This window comes from Chryseobacterium sp. MEBOG06 (assembly GCF_021869765.1).
Taxonomy (GTDB): Bacteria; Bacteroidota; Bacteroidia; order Flavobacteriales; family Weeksellaceae; genus Chryseobacterium.
This window is the reverse complement of the sequence record NZ_CP084580.1, coordinates 1065176-1080451: the sequence shown is the minus strand read 5'-3', so window position 1 is coordinate 1080451 and position 15276 is coordinate 1065176. Positions and strand designations below refer to the sequence as shown.

The following is a 15276-nucleotide window of genomic DNA, read 5'->3' as shown; positions in this document are numbered from 1 at the left end:
GTATTTATAAGCAAAAAGGCAATTTACCTTTTTGCTATTTTTTCTTCGTAACTAGTCTACTTTCCAGCTGATTTTTTCTTCTTCTTTATTCCAGTCTACATGAACCGTCTGTCCGGATTTCACTTCTTCTCTTACAATCATTTTAGAAATGGGTCTGGCAAGCTGTGCACGGATTACTCCTGAGATTTGTCTTGCTCCATACTTACTGCTGAATCCTCCTAACGCAAGGCTTCTCACAGCATCATCACTGATTTTAAGAGTAATTCCTAATCGGGTAAGTGAAGTGTGAAGTGATTTTAGCTGAATATTAAAAATTCTTTCTGCAATAGACTCTGTGATTGGTGCAAAAGGGATAATTTCTGTGATTCTTGCTAAAAATTCTGGTCTGAATCTTCCTGAATTCGACATAATCTGCATCAGTGAGGATGATTCCGGGATTTTTCCTTCTTCAAATTGCTTTACTATTTCTTCACTTCCAATGTTGGATGTGAACAGAATAAGTGCATTGCTGAAGTCTCCTTCTTTCCCAAGCTTATCATGTACTTTCCCTTCATCCATGATCTGTAGGAAAACGTCAAACACAGAATGATGTGCTTTTTCAATTTCATCAAACAAAACAACAGTATAAGGCTGCTGTCTTATTTTATTGACCAGCATCCCTCCTTCTTCATAGCCTACATATCCCGGAGGAGCTCCGTATAATAAGGCCGCGGAATGTTCTTCTTTAAATTCAGACATATCAAAACGAACCATCGCCTTTTCATCGTTAAAAAGCAGTTCTGCCATTGATTTCGCCAGCTCTGTTTTACCTGTTCCGGTAGGTCCCAACAGGAAGAATGAACCTATCGGCTGTCCTGGCTTATTCAGTCCACTCCGGTTCTCCACGATGGCATCAGAAAGAATTTTCAAGGCATGGTCCTGTCCTACTACCCTATTGAGTAAAAGAGACTCCATATTGAGTAGTTTTTCTTTCTCCTGAGCTTGAATTTTTCCAATTGGAATATTGGTTTTGGCAGCCATTACAGCAGCCAGTTCTAATCTGTCTACTTTTTCCCTTTTCTTTGCAGCATGCTGTAAAAGTTCTGCATACGTATCTTCAATAATCTTTTGAATCTGGTCTGCAGGCATAGAGTTATCTATCACCGGTTGTTCGCTTAGAGACCCCCAAAGAATAGGGCTAATTTTATCTCTTAACAGATTATAAGTCCAGATCAGTTCATCCGCTTTATCTTTATTGTCTGCAAATTCTTCTTTCAAAATGGTGTCATAGCTTTCTTTCCAGCTTCCAAGTTCTTTTTCTGAAAGTTCATCAAGCATTTTTATAGCAGCCATCGTCCTGTCTAACAAGTCGATAGCAGCATCCGGCAGTTTTTTACCTTTAGCATATCTTTTTGCTAAACGTACACATTCCGGAAGGGCCGTTTTTTCAACTTCAATGCCGTGGTGCTTTTTGTAGCCTTCTAAAAGTACATCAATCATTTTCACACAGGTCTGTTCATCCGGTTCATTAACTGTAAGCACCTCAAAACGACGATTGAAAGCCTGTTCCGGCTCTATAATTTTCCTATATTCTTCCTGGGTAGTAGCACCTATTACGGTAATTTCACCTCTTGCCAATTCCGGTTTAAGAAGGTTTGCCACATTTCCGATACTGCCTTTGGGATCTAAAAGAGTATGAATTTCATCAATGAAAAGGATTGCTTTTTCAATTTTCTTACATTCATTAATCACTTTTTTCAGCCTGTCTTCTATTTCGCCTTTATAGGAAGTTCCTGCTAATAATGCTCCTGTGTCCAGTTCTAAAAGGGTCCCGTTTTTAAGCATTTCCGGAACATTTCCTTTTGTAATTTCTATAGCAAAGCCTTCTACTAATGCTGTTTTTCCGACACCAGGTTCTCCAATGATGATTACATTTGGTTTGCTTCTTCGGCAAAGAATTTCTACCAGCATTCTGAGTTCTTTATCTCTTCCAATAATATTTTCAAGGTCTCCTTTTCTTGCCTGCGCTGTTCTGTCTACGCAATAACTTTTAATAGACGGAAAAGAGGTATCCGAATAGTCTGACCCATTTGAAAATAGAGATGAAAAATCACCATCTTCAGAAACGGTAAATGGGGTATCTTTTCTATATAAATTGAATATCTCGTGCTCCCTCAACGGAAGAGATTTTAGCTGTTGAAGGGAGAATACAACCTGCGGTTTTACAATGGCCGTCAGAATACAAATGGGCGTGATCTCATCCAGCCCCAATTTTAGACGGATATCATCAGCCTCTTCTATAAGGGTATCTACGGCATCATCCTGGCCAACCTCGTCCGGAAGATGGGCTGTCTTAGGGTATTCTTCAATGCGGACATCTGCCCATTCATAGAAGTAGCCAGGATCTTTATCTATGCTTTTCAGGAATTCATTGAGTCCTATATCTTTATGCATTAAAGCCTGCAAAATATGCGGACCTCCATAACTGCCATTATAATTTTCCTTCGCTATCGACTGAGCAATATGAAATAGCTGCTTTACTGTTTCGTTGGTTACTAGTACTCCCATTTATAATTTTTCTTATATTAATATATTTGCGTTCTGGTTTTGATGTGATTCACAGGGTATGATTCTCTTTATCTGTATTTTCATAACTGATTGCCAGAGAATCAAAAGCCTCGTTTTATTTTGCTAAAATTAAAAATTTTATTCTAAACGAGCTAAAGATAGTTAATTCTTCAATTAGAGAAGTAGCAACGACCTTTTTTCTTTTTCCAGATTCTTTTCTTTGTGAAAATTCAATAACAAATTACTGTCTTTGTTCCTTTTCTTTCTAAATTTCATGAAAGCTGTCCTCTGCTATTTTAATTCTGGCAATTGGCATAAAATCTTATTACAGGCAAAAAAAGACCGCCTTTAATAGGGACAGTCTTTTCATATGAATGTTGATAATGTGTATAAATATTAGCTGCTTGGCCAAAGTCCTGCATACTCAGAAGAACCGTAGTCAATAGTTTCAGCACTGATTACAAAGCTGATCAGCATACTGTTGCTGTCTATTGCATCAAAGTCTACTTCGTGTTGGATTACGTATCCGTTTTTCCAGTTTAAAGTAATTAAAGTACCTTCTTCGTGAGATTTGTTGAATGTGATTTCTCCTACTGTAGGCTTGTATTTCCCATTCAGTAAGCTTTCAAGGATATCAGATTTTTCAGTGGCTTCTACTGTCACTTTGATTAGTGCATTGGAAGGATCTGATGCTACACGTCCTGAAACGTCTGTAGATCTTGATACACTGTAGTTCATTTTTAACAGCTTCTGACCTTCTCCGTTATTGAATTTTAAGATTCCTCTCGAATTTCTTTCTGCCATGATTTGTAAATTTTAATCGTTAGTAATATTTTGTGATTCGGTGATTGTTCAGCAAATATAGAGGCTCTTTTTTTCTAAAAAAAACTTTTCAATATAAATCTGAAAATTTGTAGTAGTTCTACGATTTCTTGTAGTAATTCTACGACATTGGATTTAACAACTCTATTCAAATATGCTTCAATAAAGATTTTCAAACCATCATAAAATCATCATAAAAAAGGAAATTTTACACTAAAAAGAGAAATAACAACAGATAAAAGCATAAAATAGAACATGAAAAATTGAAAATTCACATCCGTTCTTAAAGCCCAAGTTTTATATTTTGTGCTTAAAAGGTACAACGTCTGGCTTCCATCAAAGCACAAAAAAAGCAGAAGTTTAGGTCTCCTGCTTTTTTATTATAAAAACTAAATCTTAATGTTTAGTATATTCCGGTTGTTCTGTCGGGATTCTTGTTGGCGTAAAATATTCGTTAAGCCAATAGAACGTCTGTCCGTTCTGCTGAATTTTCACCGCCGGATTATTTCTGTTGGCAAGCATTCTGTCTGCTAAATCTTTATAGTGGTGGAAGTAATTTCTTACTGTTTCACTAGGAACAATCTTCGATTTTCTCCAACCTTTTAATTTATATTTAGACATCAATTCTTCTTCTGAAAGGTCAAACCCTGTACTCATCCCAACTGCATAAGACATTGGAAGTTCGTAAAGATCTCCTTTATCCAGGAACTTTATGGTCGGATTATACTTCTTCAGTAGTTTTACATATTCTTTTATGGCTCTTCCCTGATTAAAGCCTGGACGATCCGCTTCTGTATTTCTGTACACTTCTGTATAGAAAGCTTTTAGATTATCATATTCCGATTCTGAAATAAGAATTCCTTTTTCTATACCGGGAGTAAATTCTTTCAATTCTTTTGGAATATACCCTTTTACCAGGAACGGGCTTCCATAGTTGATCAGCTGAGCAGCAATTCCTGCTGAAACCGGATTCGTAAGGCCTGGGTAGAGATACTTGTATTTTACATCTACATCTGTTCTTCCGGCTCCTACCGATGAATGGAAATACTCATTAAGAGATTTGTCCACAGTCTGATTATCTAAAGTAACCTGTGAAATAAGGCTGTCTACTGATTTTTTCAGGAAACCGGGAGTCGTAATATCTCCTTTTTTTGGAAAGATGACAAATCCCTGAGACATACTTTGCTTAGGATAAGCTAATGAGAAGAATCCTTCATCACCTTCTACGAGACTGAAATTATTTTTAGTAAGAACATCATATTGGTTAATGATCTTCTGCTTTTTAAGCTCAGCAATATTTTTTGCTGTATTGGTAACTACATTTTCAGCCATCAATACAAAGTCATTGTATGTATCTGAAGATCTTGCGCTTGTCTGAAACATAATCAGTCTGGCCTGAGCCTGAGTAAGAGAGCTGATTACGCTGTACATATTTCCACTCTGATTGGCGGAAGTACCTACAGTTATTACAATATTAGTTTCATCCGGAACATTGGAAAGAAGGTTCCCGGCTGCAGAAAGAGCTTCTCCTACCGGCTGATATCCATTGTTGCTTGCACAGTTCATCTCATTTGTTTTCTGATCAATAAACGACGTTATTTTACTATAATCCGTACTTAGGTTTGAAACAGAAAGGTTATTTCCACAAGGGTTATTTTTATATAAAACTACTCCGTATTTTACGTTGCTGAAATAAGAAGGCTTTTCAAATCTAAGCTGGAGATCTTGTAATAATGATTTTACAATAGGTGCATATGGCGCGTTCGGTGCACTTACATCCAGTGCAAAAACAATATTAATATTTTTGTCCCTTTCTGTAATCTCTCTGTAACGGTCAAAATATATAGGCTCACCTAATACATTGGAAACATAGTTCTTACTGTAATCTAAAATATTGGTGAAGTATTTTGTTTTAGAATCGGGAGTTGGAGCTTCTTCTAACGGAAGTGTTACCGGGAAAATATTTTCCAGTGGTGTTCTTTTATTAACTTCTGTAAGGAGAACTGCTGTTTTATTTTCTGCGTCAGATGCTGATCCACCCGGGTATCCTTCATGAATTCCCAAAGCAGAATCATTGATCCCTGTTGTATTTTTCAGCTTTACAGCGGAACGCTCTCCCCATTTGGAAATCACATTGGAACTTACCCATCCATACAGTCCTGTGCTGATGCTGTCTATATCTATTGAAGGTTTTTTACCTACTAAAAATCTTTTGTTGTTTTCAGCCTGCTTATAAACATATACAATCTGGCCATTAGGAATTTTCACCTTGGCATTTTCGATTAGACTTGGTGAGTTGAACACCATAATAGAATCATTTTTGTAGTATCTTTCAGCGTTTTTTATCACCTCACTGTTACTGGGTACTACAGCTACTCTTACCGGATAACCTGTCTTTTCGCTTTTTAAAGAGTTATTCCACAGGAGAAGGTCAGATTCTGGAATCCAGCCATATGTTTTAATAGATTTTGACGAAACTTTTTTCATTAAAGCATCAGGAACGTATTCCGCTACTTTTACCATTCCGTCTCTGTGTTTCAAAACCATTAATGGTTCTAAAAATTTCACTTCTTTATATGATTTTTCATCATCTTTATCCAAGTAAGCCGTATTTCTTGATCGATCTGAGATCACGATCCATGGAGTTGACTTTTTAGGAAAACCATTGACTACAGGAGAGTTATCCACCTGTCCATACTGGGACGGTTCAGGAGTTTTCTTTGACGGAAGCTTTACCTGGCAACTCGTCAGTAATACTGAAAGTCCTATATAATATGCTGCTAGAGGAAATTTATTTTTCATCCTATTTTATCTTTTTTATGATTGGCACATCCGTACAACCGGATGGTATTATTTGCTTTGGTTGATGTCAACTTTAGTTACACAGTTTTGTGTGTCATCAAGATTCACTTTTACAGTCTGGATCACCGTATTTTTGTCAAACTGAAGGCCTGCACAGTACATATAAAAGTTATTTGCTTTACTGTCATTTACCTTTACCACAGTATTTTCATTATTACACAAATAGGTTTTCAACAGGTAATTGTAATGCATATTGAAACTGTTTCCGTTGGCAATCTGCTGCAGGTGATATTTGAAATCATTATCTACTTTTGCATAAGAGTCTTCTACGGATATTTCATCTTCGGCAAGAGAGTTATAGGCAGGAAGGATTTTAATACGGTGATAAATCGGTTCCTGAGTTTCTTCAGTGTATAAAGTTACCACATAATCTCCAGGCTTTTTGTAAGAATAAATCGTAAACTTATCCTTGGAATCTGTATTGCCTGTTTCTCCGAATTTCCATGCAAACTGTTTCGCTTCAGAAACGGCACGAAATGGTACGTTTTCATTTTGCATAGCCTGAACAGGGGCTTCAATAGTAGACTTGATTTTTGTAGTATCTTTGGACTTCTGGAGGCTTCTTGCTCCTACCATTACAGGGAAAGATTTCGTGTATTTGTTGTCAACGATCAAGCTTACCTGGTAATATCCCGGTTTATTGTAGAAGTGAATTCCACTGTTTCTATCAGAAGTTGTACCGTCTCCGAAATTCCATCTTTTGGTCTTTGCGAATTGGGTTTTATCTTCAAATAAAAGGGTATCTCCTACCGCCAGTGAAGACGGATAAACCACTCCAACAATATCATCAGCAGAATGTATCACTTTTTTCTGCAGCCACAGGGCAACAAGTGCTGCTATGAGCAGGGTGGCGATAACACCGATAATAATGTTTTTCTTGTTCTTTTGAAAATAATTCATAATTAAGTAATTGTGATGTGTATAGTTCCTAGTATTTATATTGTATTACTGCGTTCTTGCTTTCAAAGCGGTTTCGCGTTCATAAAGTCTGTTTTGCTTATTTTTGAACCCGATTCTGCAATCTTCGACCTGTTTATCAAACTTTTTGATGTCTTCCGAAGTGGTGGAAATCACTTTTTTGTCTTCAAAATACATTTTATAGAATTTAGCGATCTGAGGATATGCATCTTTTCGGATATCGGTTACATCATAACCATTAAAATAACTGTTAAGATCGTTGATTCCTACCTGGATATTATTTTCAACAAAAGGCTGTGGCGCTTCATTTGTAAGTTTGCTGATCATGGCATATGTACTATCCATGATAGGAAGAACAACCTTTTGGTGCTGTTCAAATTCGGCTTTTTCTTCAAGATTCTGAATTCCTCTTACATCTTCATCAGAAAACGGGGAGACAAATCCTTTTAAAAAGATAATTCCCAGAAAAAACATTGCGGTAACAAGCATTAGTATCAAATAAAAAAACTGATAATGCCTTTCCTTTTTAGATAGTGTTATTTGTCCTTGCATATTTTCTGTTTTTATTTTCGTCTTTTACTTCCTGTGAAATTCCTGGTAGGATCTTTTCTAAGTTCGTTGTTGGTGACTTTTGTTTTATTCATACATTCTTCCAGATCCCTGAGAACAATTCTCTTATTGTATTCCACTTCTATAATTTTGGCTTTCAGAGACATCATAGGCTCTATTTGCTTCATCAGCACAGCATAATGTTTAAAGTTCTGGCTACTGTCTTTGTTCATAATATTTTTGGCGTCTCTCACGTTATCCATAATACTGGTTCGCAGAAACACCTCATTCTCCACCTTATTCACACTAAGCTGGTTCATTTTATCATAAATATCATCAACATGATTTTTCAATACGTCACTTCTGCGCATCAATTCTTTGTATGCTTCAGCTTCCCGGCTAATTCCTTCCCGCTGTATATCATAACTCTTGAAAAAGAGAAATAGACATGCGAAAGATACTACCGACAAAACGGCAAAAGACAGTATAAACTTCCAAATGCCTATTCTGACGTCAGATTTGTTCAATTTTTTTTCCCTGTTCGAAGACATAATTTGCGATTTGTTTGGCCTGTGAAAATATAAAAAAAAAAATTTATGTACAATACGTAATTTCCCCAAGTTTATTTCGTGAAAACCCTGATTAACTTAATATTAATTTCCGATTTAATAAGTTTTTCCTAAATTAGGCCTCTGAATTTTAAATATCATTCGCCAAATCGATATTAAGAATGAGTAAAATATTATCTAATACCGTACGGTTTTCTATTGCTGACAGCGATTTTTATTTTAAGAAAATAATGATCAAAACCCTTATGGAAAATCCATTCTATATGCTCCTGAACGACTGTAACAATGGCCACGAGCTTGTGAACAGGATCTACAGAAGACAGGAAGACGTGTTTGTCATAGAACTTTTCATGCCGGTATTAAGCGGAATTGAAGCCATAAAGTATATCAGAAAAAACAATGCAGAAACGCCTATCGTCACTTATTCCGGTACTTATCAGGAAGATATGGCAGAAATTCTTTCCAAAATCCCCAACACCTATTACTGTCAGAAAAAAAGCACTATCATAAAAGATATCATCAAAGGGACTATTGCTTCTGAAGAGTTTGATTATCATGCCTATTCTAAAGAGTGGGAACAGCAGCCACTGGCTGTGCAAGAGTATATGGACCGGCAGAAAAAGGGCCAGGAAGAGCTCTCTCCTGCTGAAATACAACTCATGAGGTTCTGCTATGAAGGACTTAGTAATAAAGAAATTGCAGAAAAACTTAATCTGAGCACAAGAACTATTGATACTTATATCAACCGTCTGACTGAAAAACTGGGGCTTAAAACAAAGCTGCATCTTATCCGTTTCTGTGTAGAAAACGGATATTACAATTCTAGTATGTAAAATAATATCAGGTTAAAAATTTCAGGTAATGTTTAAACAATTATTGACGTTGAATAGACATTGAACAGCAAAGAAAAAGGGATGACAAACCCTTGATAAGTATACCTGTAATCAATAATTTTTATTGCTTTTTGAAATATTTTTCGCATTATTGCAGTCTGTATTATATTATTATTAAGTTCGCTAAACCCGTCTTAATATAGCGTACATATTAAATCTCCAACTTGTTGAGCAAAAATATTTTGCCACTAATTTGCTAGTATTCAATTTTTTTAACTAAATTTGCACACCTAAAATTTAAAATTAAAATAAGGAAATGACAAAGGCAGAATTGGTAAACACCATCTCAAATAAGTTGGGAACAGAAAAGAATGAAACACAGAAAGTTGTAGAAGCTTTTATGCAGGAGATCAGAACTTCTATGTATAATGGGGATAACGTTTATCTGAGAGGTTTTGGATCTTTTATCATTAAAACAAGAGCTGCTAAAACAGGAAGAAATATTTCTAAAAATACTGCAATTGAGATTCCTGCTCATAACATTCCTGCTTTCAAACCTTCAAAATCATTTGTAGAGAAAGTAAAAACTAAAGTTGCAGTAAAATAAGAACATTAACTGAATATTAACTAGTTACTAAAAAATTAAAATTATGCCAAGCGGAAAGAAAAGAAAAAGACACAAGGTTGCGACTCACAAAAGAAAGAAAAGAAGAAGAGCGAACAGACATAAGAAAAAATAATCTCTTCTTCTCGAGATTTACAATATAATAATATAGTTGGTGGTTTTAAATTTCTAAAGTTCACCGACTATATTTTTGTTTGCAACTATAAGATTACGTGGAAAGCGGATGGTTTCAAATATTATTTTAATAAAAATATAATGGATTTCATTCTAAATTCATATATTTATTAGATGAATTAATCTACAAAAACACCCGTTTCCTAAATAATCTAAACAATTTTATCTTATAACAAAATGAAGAAAGAACTAATAGTTTCGCATGAAGATGATCTTACAAAGATTGCACTGCTGGAAGACGGAAGACTATGTGAACTTCATGAGCAAGAAGACAAAAGCGATTTTATAGTTGGAGATCTGTTTATAGGAAAAGTAAAAAAACTGGCACCAAATCTAAATGCCGCCTTCGTAAATATTGGATATGAAAAAGATGCATTCCTGCATTATCAGGATCTGGGTCCTCAATATCTTACATACAGGAAGTTTTTAAAAGATACTATTTCTAAAAAACAAAGCACTTCAAGCTTAAAAAATTTCGAGATACAACCCGAAATTGATAAAAACGGAACGGTAGATAAAGTAATTGCTAAAGACGATATCGTTCTTCTGCAAATTACCAAAGAGCCTATTTCTACAAAAGGTCCCAGGATTTCTACCCAAATCTCACTTACAGGACGTTTCCTGGTTTTAATTCCTTTCGACAATAAAGTTTCTATTTCCAAAAAAATCAGAAGTTTTGAGGAAAAAGAAAGACTGAGAACCCTTATCGACAGTATCAAACCTGAAGGTTTCGGAGTCATCATCAGAACGGTAGCCGAAGGAAAAAAAGTAGCAGACCTGCACAATGACATGAATCAGCTGGTTCAAAAATGGGAAACTACTTTTAAAAACATCCAGAGAAACAAAGTTCCATCCAAAGTTTTAAGCGAAGAAGACAAAGCTTCAGCTATTTTAAGAGACAATTTTAATCAGGATTTCGTCAATATTATCTGTGATGATGAACAGATGGTAAGCGAAATGAAAAACTATGTGGAGGTAATCGCTCCAGAAAGGAAAAATATTGTCCAGTTTTATGATTCCCATATTCCTCTTCTGGAATATTACAATGTTGAAAAACAACTAAAACAGAGCTTCGGAAAACACGTGAACATTCCGAGTTCAAAAGGCGCTTATCTTGTTATTGAACACACAGAAGCACTTCACGTCGTAGACGTCAATTCCGGAAACAATATTACAACCGGAGCAGCCGTTAATAAAGAACACGCGCTGAAAGTGAACAAAATGGCAGCCACCGAAATCGCAAGACAACTTCGTCTTCGTGATATGGGAGGTATTATTGTGATCGATTTCATCGACATGCCAAATTCTGATCATAGAAGAGAACTCTATGAACACCTTAAAGAGGAAATGAGCCGCGACAAAGCGCGCCATAAAATTCTTCCTCCAAGTAAATTTGGATTGATCCAGATCACCAGACAAAGAAACCGTCCGGAAAAACAGATCGAAACCAAAGAAGAAAACCCGAACAAAGACGGAGAAATTGTAGCTCCTATTGTCATCGTGGAAAGAATGGGTGAAACCTTAAGAAACCTTTTACAAAAAGAAAAAGGAAAAATTTATCTGCACGTACACCCATTTGTAGAAGCCTACCTAACAAAAGGCATAAAAAGTATCCAAATGAAATGGTTTATCAAATACAAAAAATGGGTAACCATTGTACCCAGGGATTCTTTTAAATATCTGGAATACAAAATCTACAATTCAAAGAAAGAAGAATTGATCGAATTCTCTAATTAAGACAAAATTTAAACCTTCAGTTGTACTGAAGGTTTTTTATTACCCGCCCTATCCTGAAAGCTTATCCAAAAAGCGACCTATTTCTGCTGAGAACAAAACTATTTTGAAGGTTCACCTGGACTTTCATTCCGAAAATTAGACAATATATTAAGAGTTCTGTCTTTTCTATTCTCCTGTCATATACTTTGGTATCTTCAAATGTTAATTCAATACGTCTGCTAATCTTTCATACTGCAGACTCTTTTTATAAAGCAGTAATTGAGGTTTGATATCCTTTACATTGTAATTTCATCATAGGTTAATTAATGTTAAGTGTCTTATTTCTTCAAGATATATTGTTAAATTTGAGGTATGGAAAGTTTTGGAAAAGATTTATTAAGGAAAATAAAAAGTGTCGCACTTCCCGGCGAACACGCGCATGGAGTATTCTCTCCTCCCTATCGTCCTGTTTTTACTTATGATGAAGTATTGGCAAAGAATCCTAAATTTGCAGCTGTTAACATCGTTTTGTATCTGAAAGACAACGAGTGGTATTTTCCCCTGATTCAAAGAACCATTAATGAACATGACAGACATAGCGGGCAGATTTCATTACCTGGCGGAAAACGTGAGGAAATGGACAGGGATTTTGCAGAAACCGCTATACGTGAAACCTCTGAAGAAATTGGGATAGACAAGCATTATATGAGAATCATAAGAGAAATGTCCCCTATCTATGTTCCGCCAAGCAATTTTTATGTATATCCTTATATTTCATATACAAAAAAAAATCCGGCTTTCATTCTTCAGCAGAGCGAAGCTGTGGAAACCATAGAATTTCCTATCACTTCATTTCTAAATTTATCTGATATCCCTGAAATGATGAATCTTCCCAACGCAGGCGGACATGAAGTTCCTGTCATTAATTTCAATGGATATATTATCTGGGGAGCTACAGCAATGATATTAAGTGAATTCAGCCAGTTGCTGAAAAAAATGTAACTTTGCACTACCGTGTTTAATTGAGAAATGGCGAAGAAAAATATTTTCACCGATGCATTCGGAACACCTTATTTTTTAAAAAGGTTAATTATTTTTATTTTAGGATTTGTATCCTACAGAAGGTTCAATGGCTTTAACAAACTGAAAATTACCGGCACAGAGCACCTTGTGGATCTTCCGGATTCCAATGTATTGTTTGTGTCTAATCATCAGACGTATTTTGCAGATGTAGCAGCCATGTACCACGCTTTCTGTGCCGTAAACAATGGATATTTAAATACCATTAAAAACCCGATCTACCTGTTGAATCCAAAGATCGATTTTTACTACGTAGCAGCAGAAGAAACCATGAATAAAGGTATTCTTCCTAAAATTTTTAAAATTGCAGGAGCTGTAACCGTAAAAAGAACCTGGAGAGCAGAGGGTAAAAACGTGAACAGAATGGTAGACATGAGTGAAGTTGACAACATCATGAAAGCATTGGACAATGGCTGGGTGGCTACATTCCCCCAGGGAACTACATCCGCTTTTGCACAGGGACGAAGAGGAACGGCCAAATTGGTAAAAAACCAGCGTCCTATTGTTATCCCAATCAAGATCAACGGATTCAGAAGGGCTTTTGATAAAAAGGGACTTAGGGTAAAGGTTACCGGTGTAAAACCTACCATGGAGTTCAAAGCACCCCTGGATATCGATTACGATAATGAAAAAGCACCGGAAATTTTATTGAAAATCATGACAGCCATTGAACAGACTGAAGATTTCAACATATTACACAGTTATGATGAAGAACTTAAAGCTAAAAAATTAGAACAAAAGGACTCAAATAATTAAAGTAAATAAAAAATTATGAACAAAATACTTGGAATCTTATTTGCAATCATAGTATTAGTTTCATGCAACAGCCAAAAAGTATATTCGGATTTTGACATCAGCTATTCGAAAAGCGGAGGCGTTGCTCCTATTTATGAAAACCTGCTTATAAAAGATAACAACGTACATTATTCTTTTGAAGGACAAGGAAAAAAGTTTAAACAGGATTTTAAAATTTCCAATGAAGATCTAAAAAAACTAGATCAGGTTCTTTCCCAGAATAATTTCAGAAGGATACAGGAAGACCGTAAAAAACTTTACGACCATGTTTCTACTTCAGTCAATATCAAGAAGGGGCCCAATGAAGGCAATAAAACAGATGCCAGCATGATCATGCCCAATTATCAGACCAACTGGAAGAACATTCTTGCAGCTTTTCAGGAGATCATTAATACTAATGTTAAAAAACAGTAAATACAATTGAAAACCCACTTCATTGCTATTGGCGGAAGCGCCATGCATAATCTCGCCATTGCATTAAAAGATAAAGGATATCAGGTTACAGGTTCAGATGACGCCATTTTTGAACCTTCAAAATCGAGACTGGAGAAAAAGGGAATTTTGCCTGAGGAAATGGGTTGGTTCCCGGAAAAAATAACTCCGGATATAGACGCTGTTATTCTGGGAATGCATGCACACCAAGACAATCCTGAGTTGGCAAGAGCAAAAGAACTGGGTCTGAAAATATATTCTTATCCGGAATTTCTATACGAACAAGCCAAAAATAAAACAAGAGTGGTTATTGCGGGTTCACATGGTAAAACAACCATTACCTCAATGATTCTTCATGTCCTGAACTTCCACCAGAAAGATGTAGACTATATGGTAGGGGCGCAATTGGAAGGTTTTGACTGTATGGTAAAGCTTACTCAGGATAATGACTTTATGGTACTGGAAGGGGATGAATATCTTTCCTCTCCAATTGATCTCCGCTCCAAGTTTTTACTGTATCAGCCGAATATCGCTTTGATGAGCGGTATTGCATGGGATCATATCAATGTTTTTAAAACATTTGATGACTATATCGATCAGTTCAGAAAGTTTGTAGCAAGCATTACAGCGGGAGGAGTTCTGGTATACAATGAAGAAGATCAGGAGGTGGTAAAAGTGGTGGAAAATGCTGAAAACTATTTCAGAAAAATACCTTACAAAACCCCTGAATATGAAATCAATAATGGTAAAGTATATTTAAAAACTGAAATGGGAGATGTTCCGCTTTCTGTCTTTGGTGCACACAACCTATTAAATCTGGAAGGAGCAAGACACATCTGCCACCATATGGGTATTATGGATGAAGACTTCTATGAAGCTATTATGAGTTTCAAAGGGGCATCTAAACGTCTTGAAAAAGTAGACAGAGAAGATAAGGGAACTCTTTATAAAGATTTTGCCCACGCTCCAAGCAAGGTAAAAGCGGCAGTAAAAGCATTCAATGAGCAGTTTAAGGGACAAAAAAAGCATGGGTTCCTGGAACTTCATACTTATTCCAGCTTAAATCCTGCTTTTCTGGAGCAATACGACCATGCCATGGATGGCTTGGATGAAGCTGTGGTTTTCTATTCTGAAGATGCTTTAAAGATTAAAAGAATGGAGCCTATATCTCCTGAATTTATCAAGGAAAAATTCAAGAATGAAAATCTGAGAGTTTTCACTAATGCTGAAGATCTTCATACTTACTGGAATACTTTAAACAAGACAGATGGAGTTTATTTGATGATGAGCTCAGGAAACTTTGGCGGACTGGATCTAACCAGATAAATTGGAAAACTATGTAACTCTTTTTGAG

Annotated in this window: 13 protein-coding genes; 7 read left to right on the top strand and 6 right to left on the bottom strand. The window is 36.0% G+C overall.

Going from position 1 to position 15276, the window contains the following annotated elements; translation table 11 throughout:
- Window positions 1-51: 51 nt before the first annotated feature.
- The 6 genes from LF887_RS05005 to tssO form a co-directional block, all read right to left on the bottom strand.
- Complete coding sequence (locus LF887_RS05005) at window positions 52-2547, bottom strand: ATP-dependent Clp protease ATP-binding subunit (protein WP_236857704.1); 2496 nt, start codon at window positions 2545-2547, stop codon at window positions 52-54.
- Window positions 2548-2943: 396 nt separating this feature from the next.
- A complete protein-coding gene (gene tssD / locus LF887_RS05000; RefSeq protein WP_236857703.1) occupies window positions 2944-3351 on the bottom strand; it encodes a type VI secretion system tube protein TssD in 408 nt (135 codons plus the stop codon).
- Window positions 3352-3765: 414 nt separating this feature from the next.
- Window positions 3766-6171, bottom strand: coding sequence for a type VI secretion system protein TssR domain-containing protein (gene tssR / locus LF887_RS04995; RefSeq protein ID WP_236857702.1), 2406 nt, complete (start codon window positions 6169-6171; stop codon window positions 3766-3768).
- Window positions 6172-6219: 48 nt separating this feature from the next.
- The gene (locus LF887_RS04990; RefSeq protein WP_236857701.1) at window positions 6220-7131 is read right to left on the bottom strand and encodes a PKD domain-containing protein; all 912 of its coding nucleotides are present in this window, start codon (window positions 7129-7131) and stop codon (window positions 6220-6222) included.
- Between the two features lie 45 nt (window positions 7132-7176).
- Entirely contained in the window at window positions 7177-7701 is a 525-nt protein-coding gene (locus LF887_RS04985; RefSeq protein WP_236857700.1) for a type VI secretion system transmembrane protein TssO, read from the bottom strand.
- A gap of 11 nt (window positions 7702-7712) precedes the next feature.
- Window positions 7713-8249 (bottom strand): type VI secretion system TssO, encoded by a 537-nt coding sequence (tssO, locus tag LF887_RS04980; RefSeq protein ID WP_236857699.1) that lies wholly within the window; start codon window positions 8247-8249, stop codon window positions 7713-7715.
- Window positions 8250-8428: 179 nt separating this feature from the next.
- On the opposite strand from tssO, the gene LF887_RS04975 reads away from it, so the two are divergent.
- From LF887_RS04975 to LF887_RS04945, 7 genes are all read left to right on the top strand, one after another.
- A complete protein-coding gene (locus LF887_RS04975) occupies window positions 8429-9100 on the top strand; it encodes a response regulator transcription factor (protein ID WP_236857698.1) in 672 nt (223 codons plus the stop codon).
- Window positions 9101-9416: 316 nt separating this feature from the next.
- On the top strand, window positions 9417-9707 hold the full coding sequence (locus LF887_RS04970) for an HU family DNA-binding protein (protein ID WP_002984212.1): 291 nt from the start codon (window positions 9417-9419) through the stop codon (window positions 9705-9707).
- Between the two features lie 369 nt (window positions 9708-10076).
- Window positions 10077-11636 (top strand): ribonuclease E/G, encoded by a 1560-nt coding sequence (locus LF887_RS04965; protein WP_236857697.1) that lies wholly within the window; start codon window positions 10077-10079, stop codon window positions 11634-11636.
- A 351-nt stretch (window positions 11637-11987) separates the two neighbouring features.
- Complete coding sequence (locus tag LF887_RS04960; protein ID WP_236857696.1) at window positions 11988-12617, top strand: NUDIX hydrolase; 630 nt, start codon at window positions 11988-11990, stop codon at window positions 12615-12617.
- Between the two features lie 27 nt (window positions 12618-12644).
- Complete coding sequence (locus tag LF887_RS04955; protein WP_236857695.1) at window positions 12645-13451, top strand: lysophospholipid acyltransferase family protein; 807 nt, start codon at window positions 12645-12647, stop codon at window positions 13449-13451.
- Window positions 13452-13466: 15 nt separating this feature from the next.
- Entirely contained in the window at window positions 13467-13904 is a 438-nt protein-coding gene (locus LF887_RS04950) for a hypothetical protein (RefSeq protein WP_236857694.1), read from the top strand.
- A 6-nt stretch (window positions 13905-13910) separates the two neighbouring features.
- Complete coding sequence (locus LF887_RS04945; protein ID WP_236857693.1) at window positions 13911-15248, top strand: UDP-N-acetylmuramate--L-alanine ligase; 1338 nt, start codon at window positions 13911-13913, stop codon at window positions 15246-15248.
- Window positions 15249-15276: the final 28 nt, after the last annotated feature.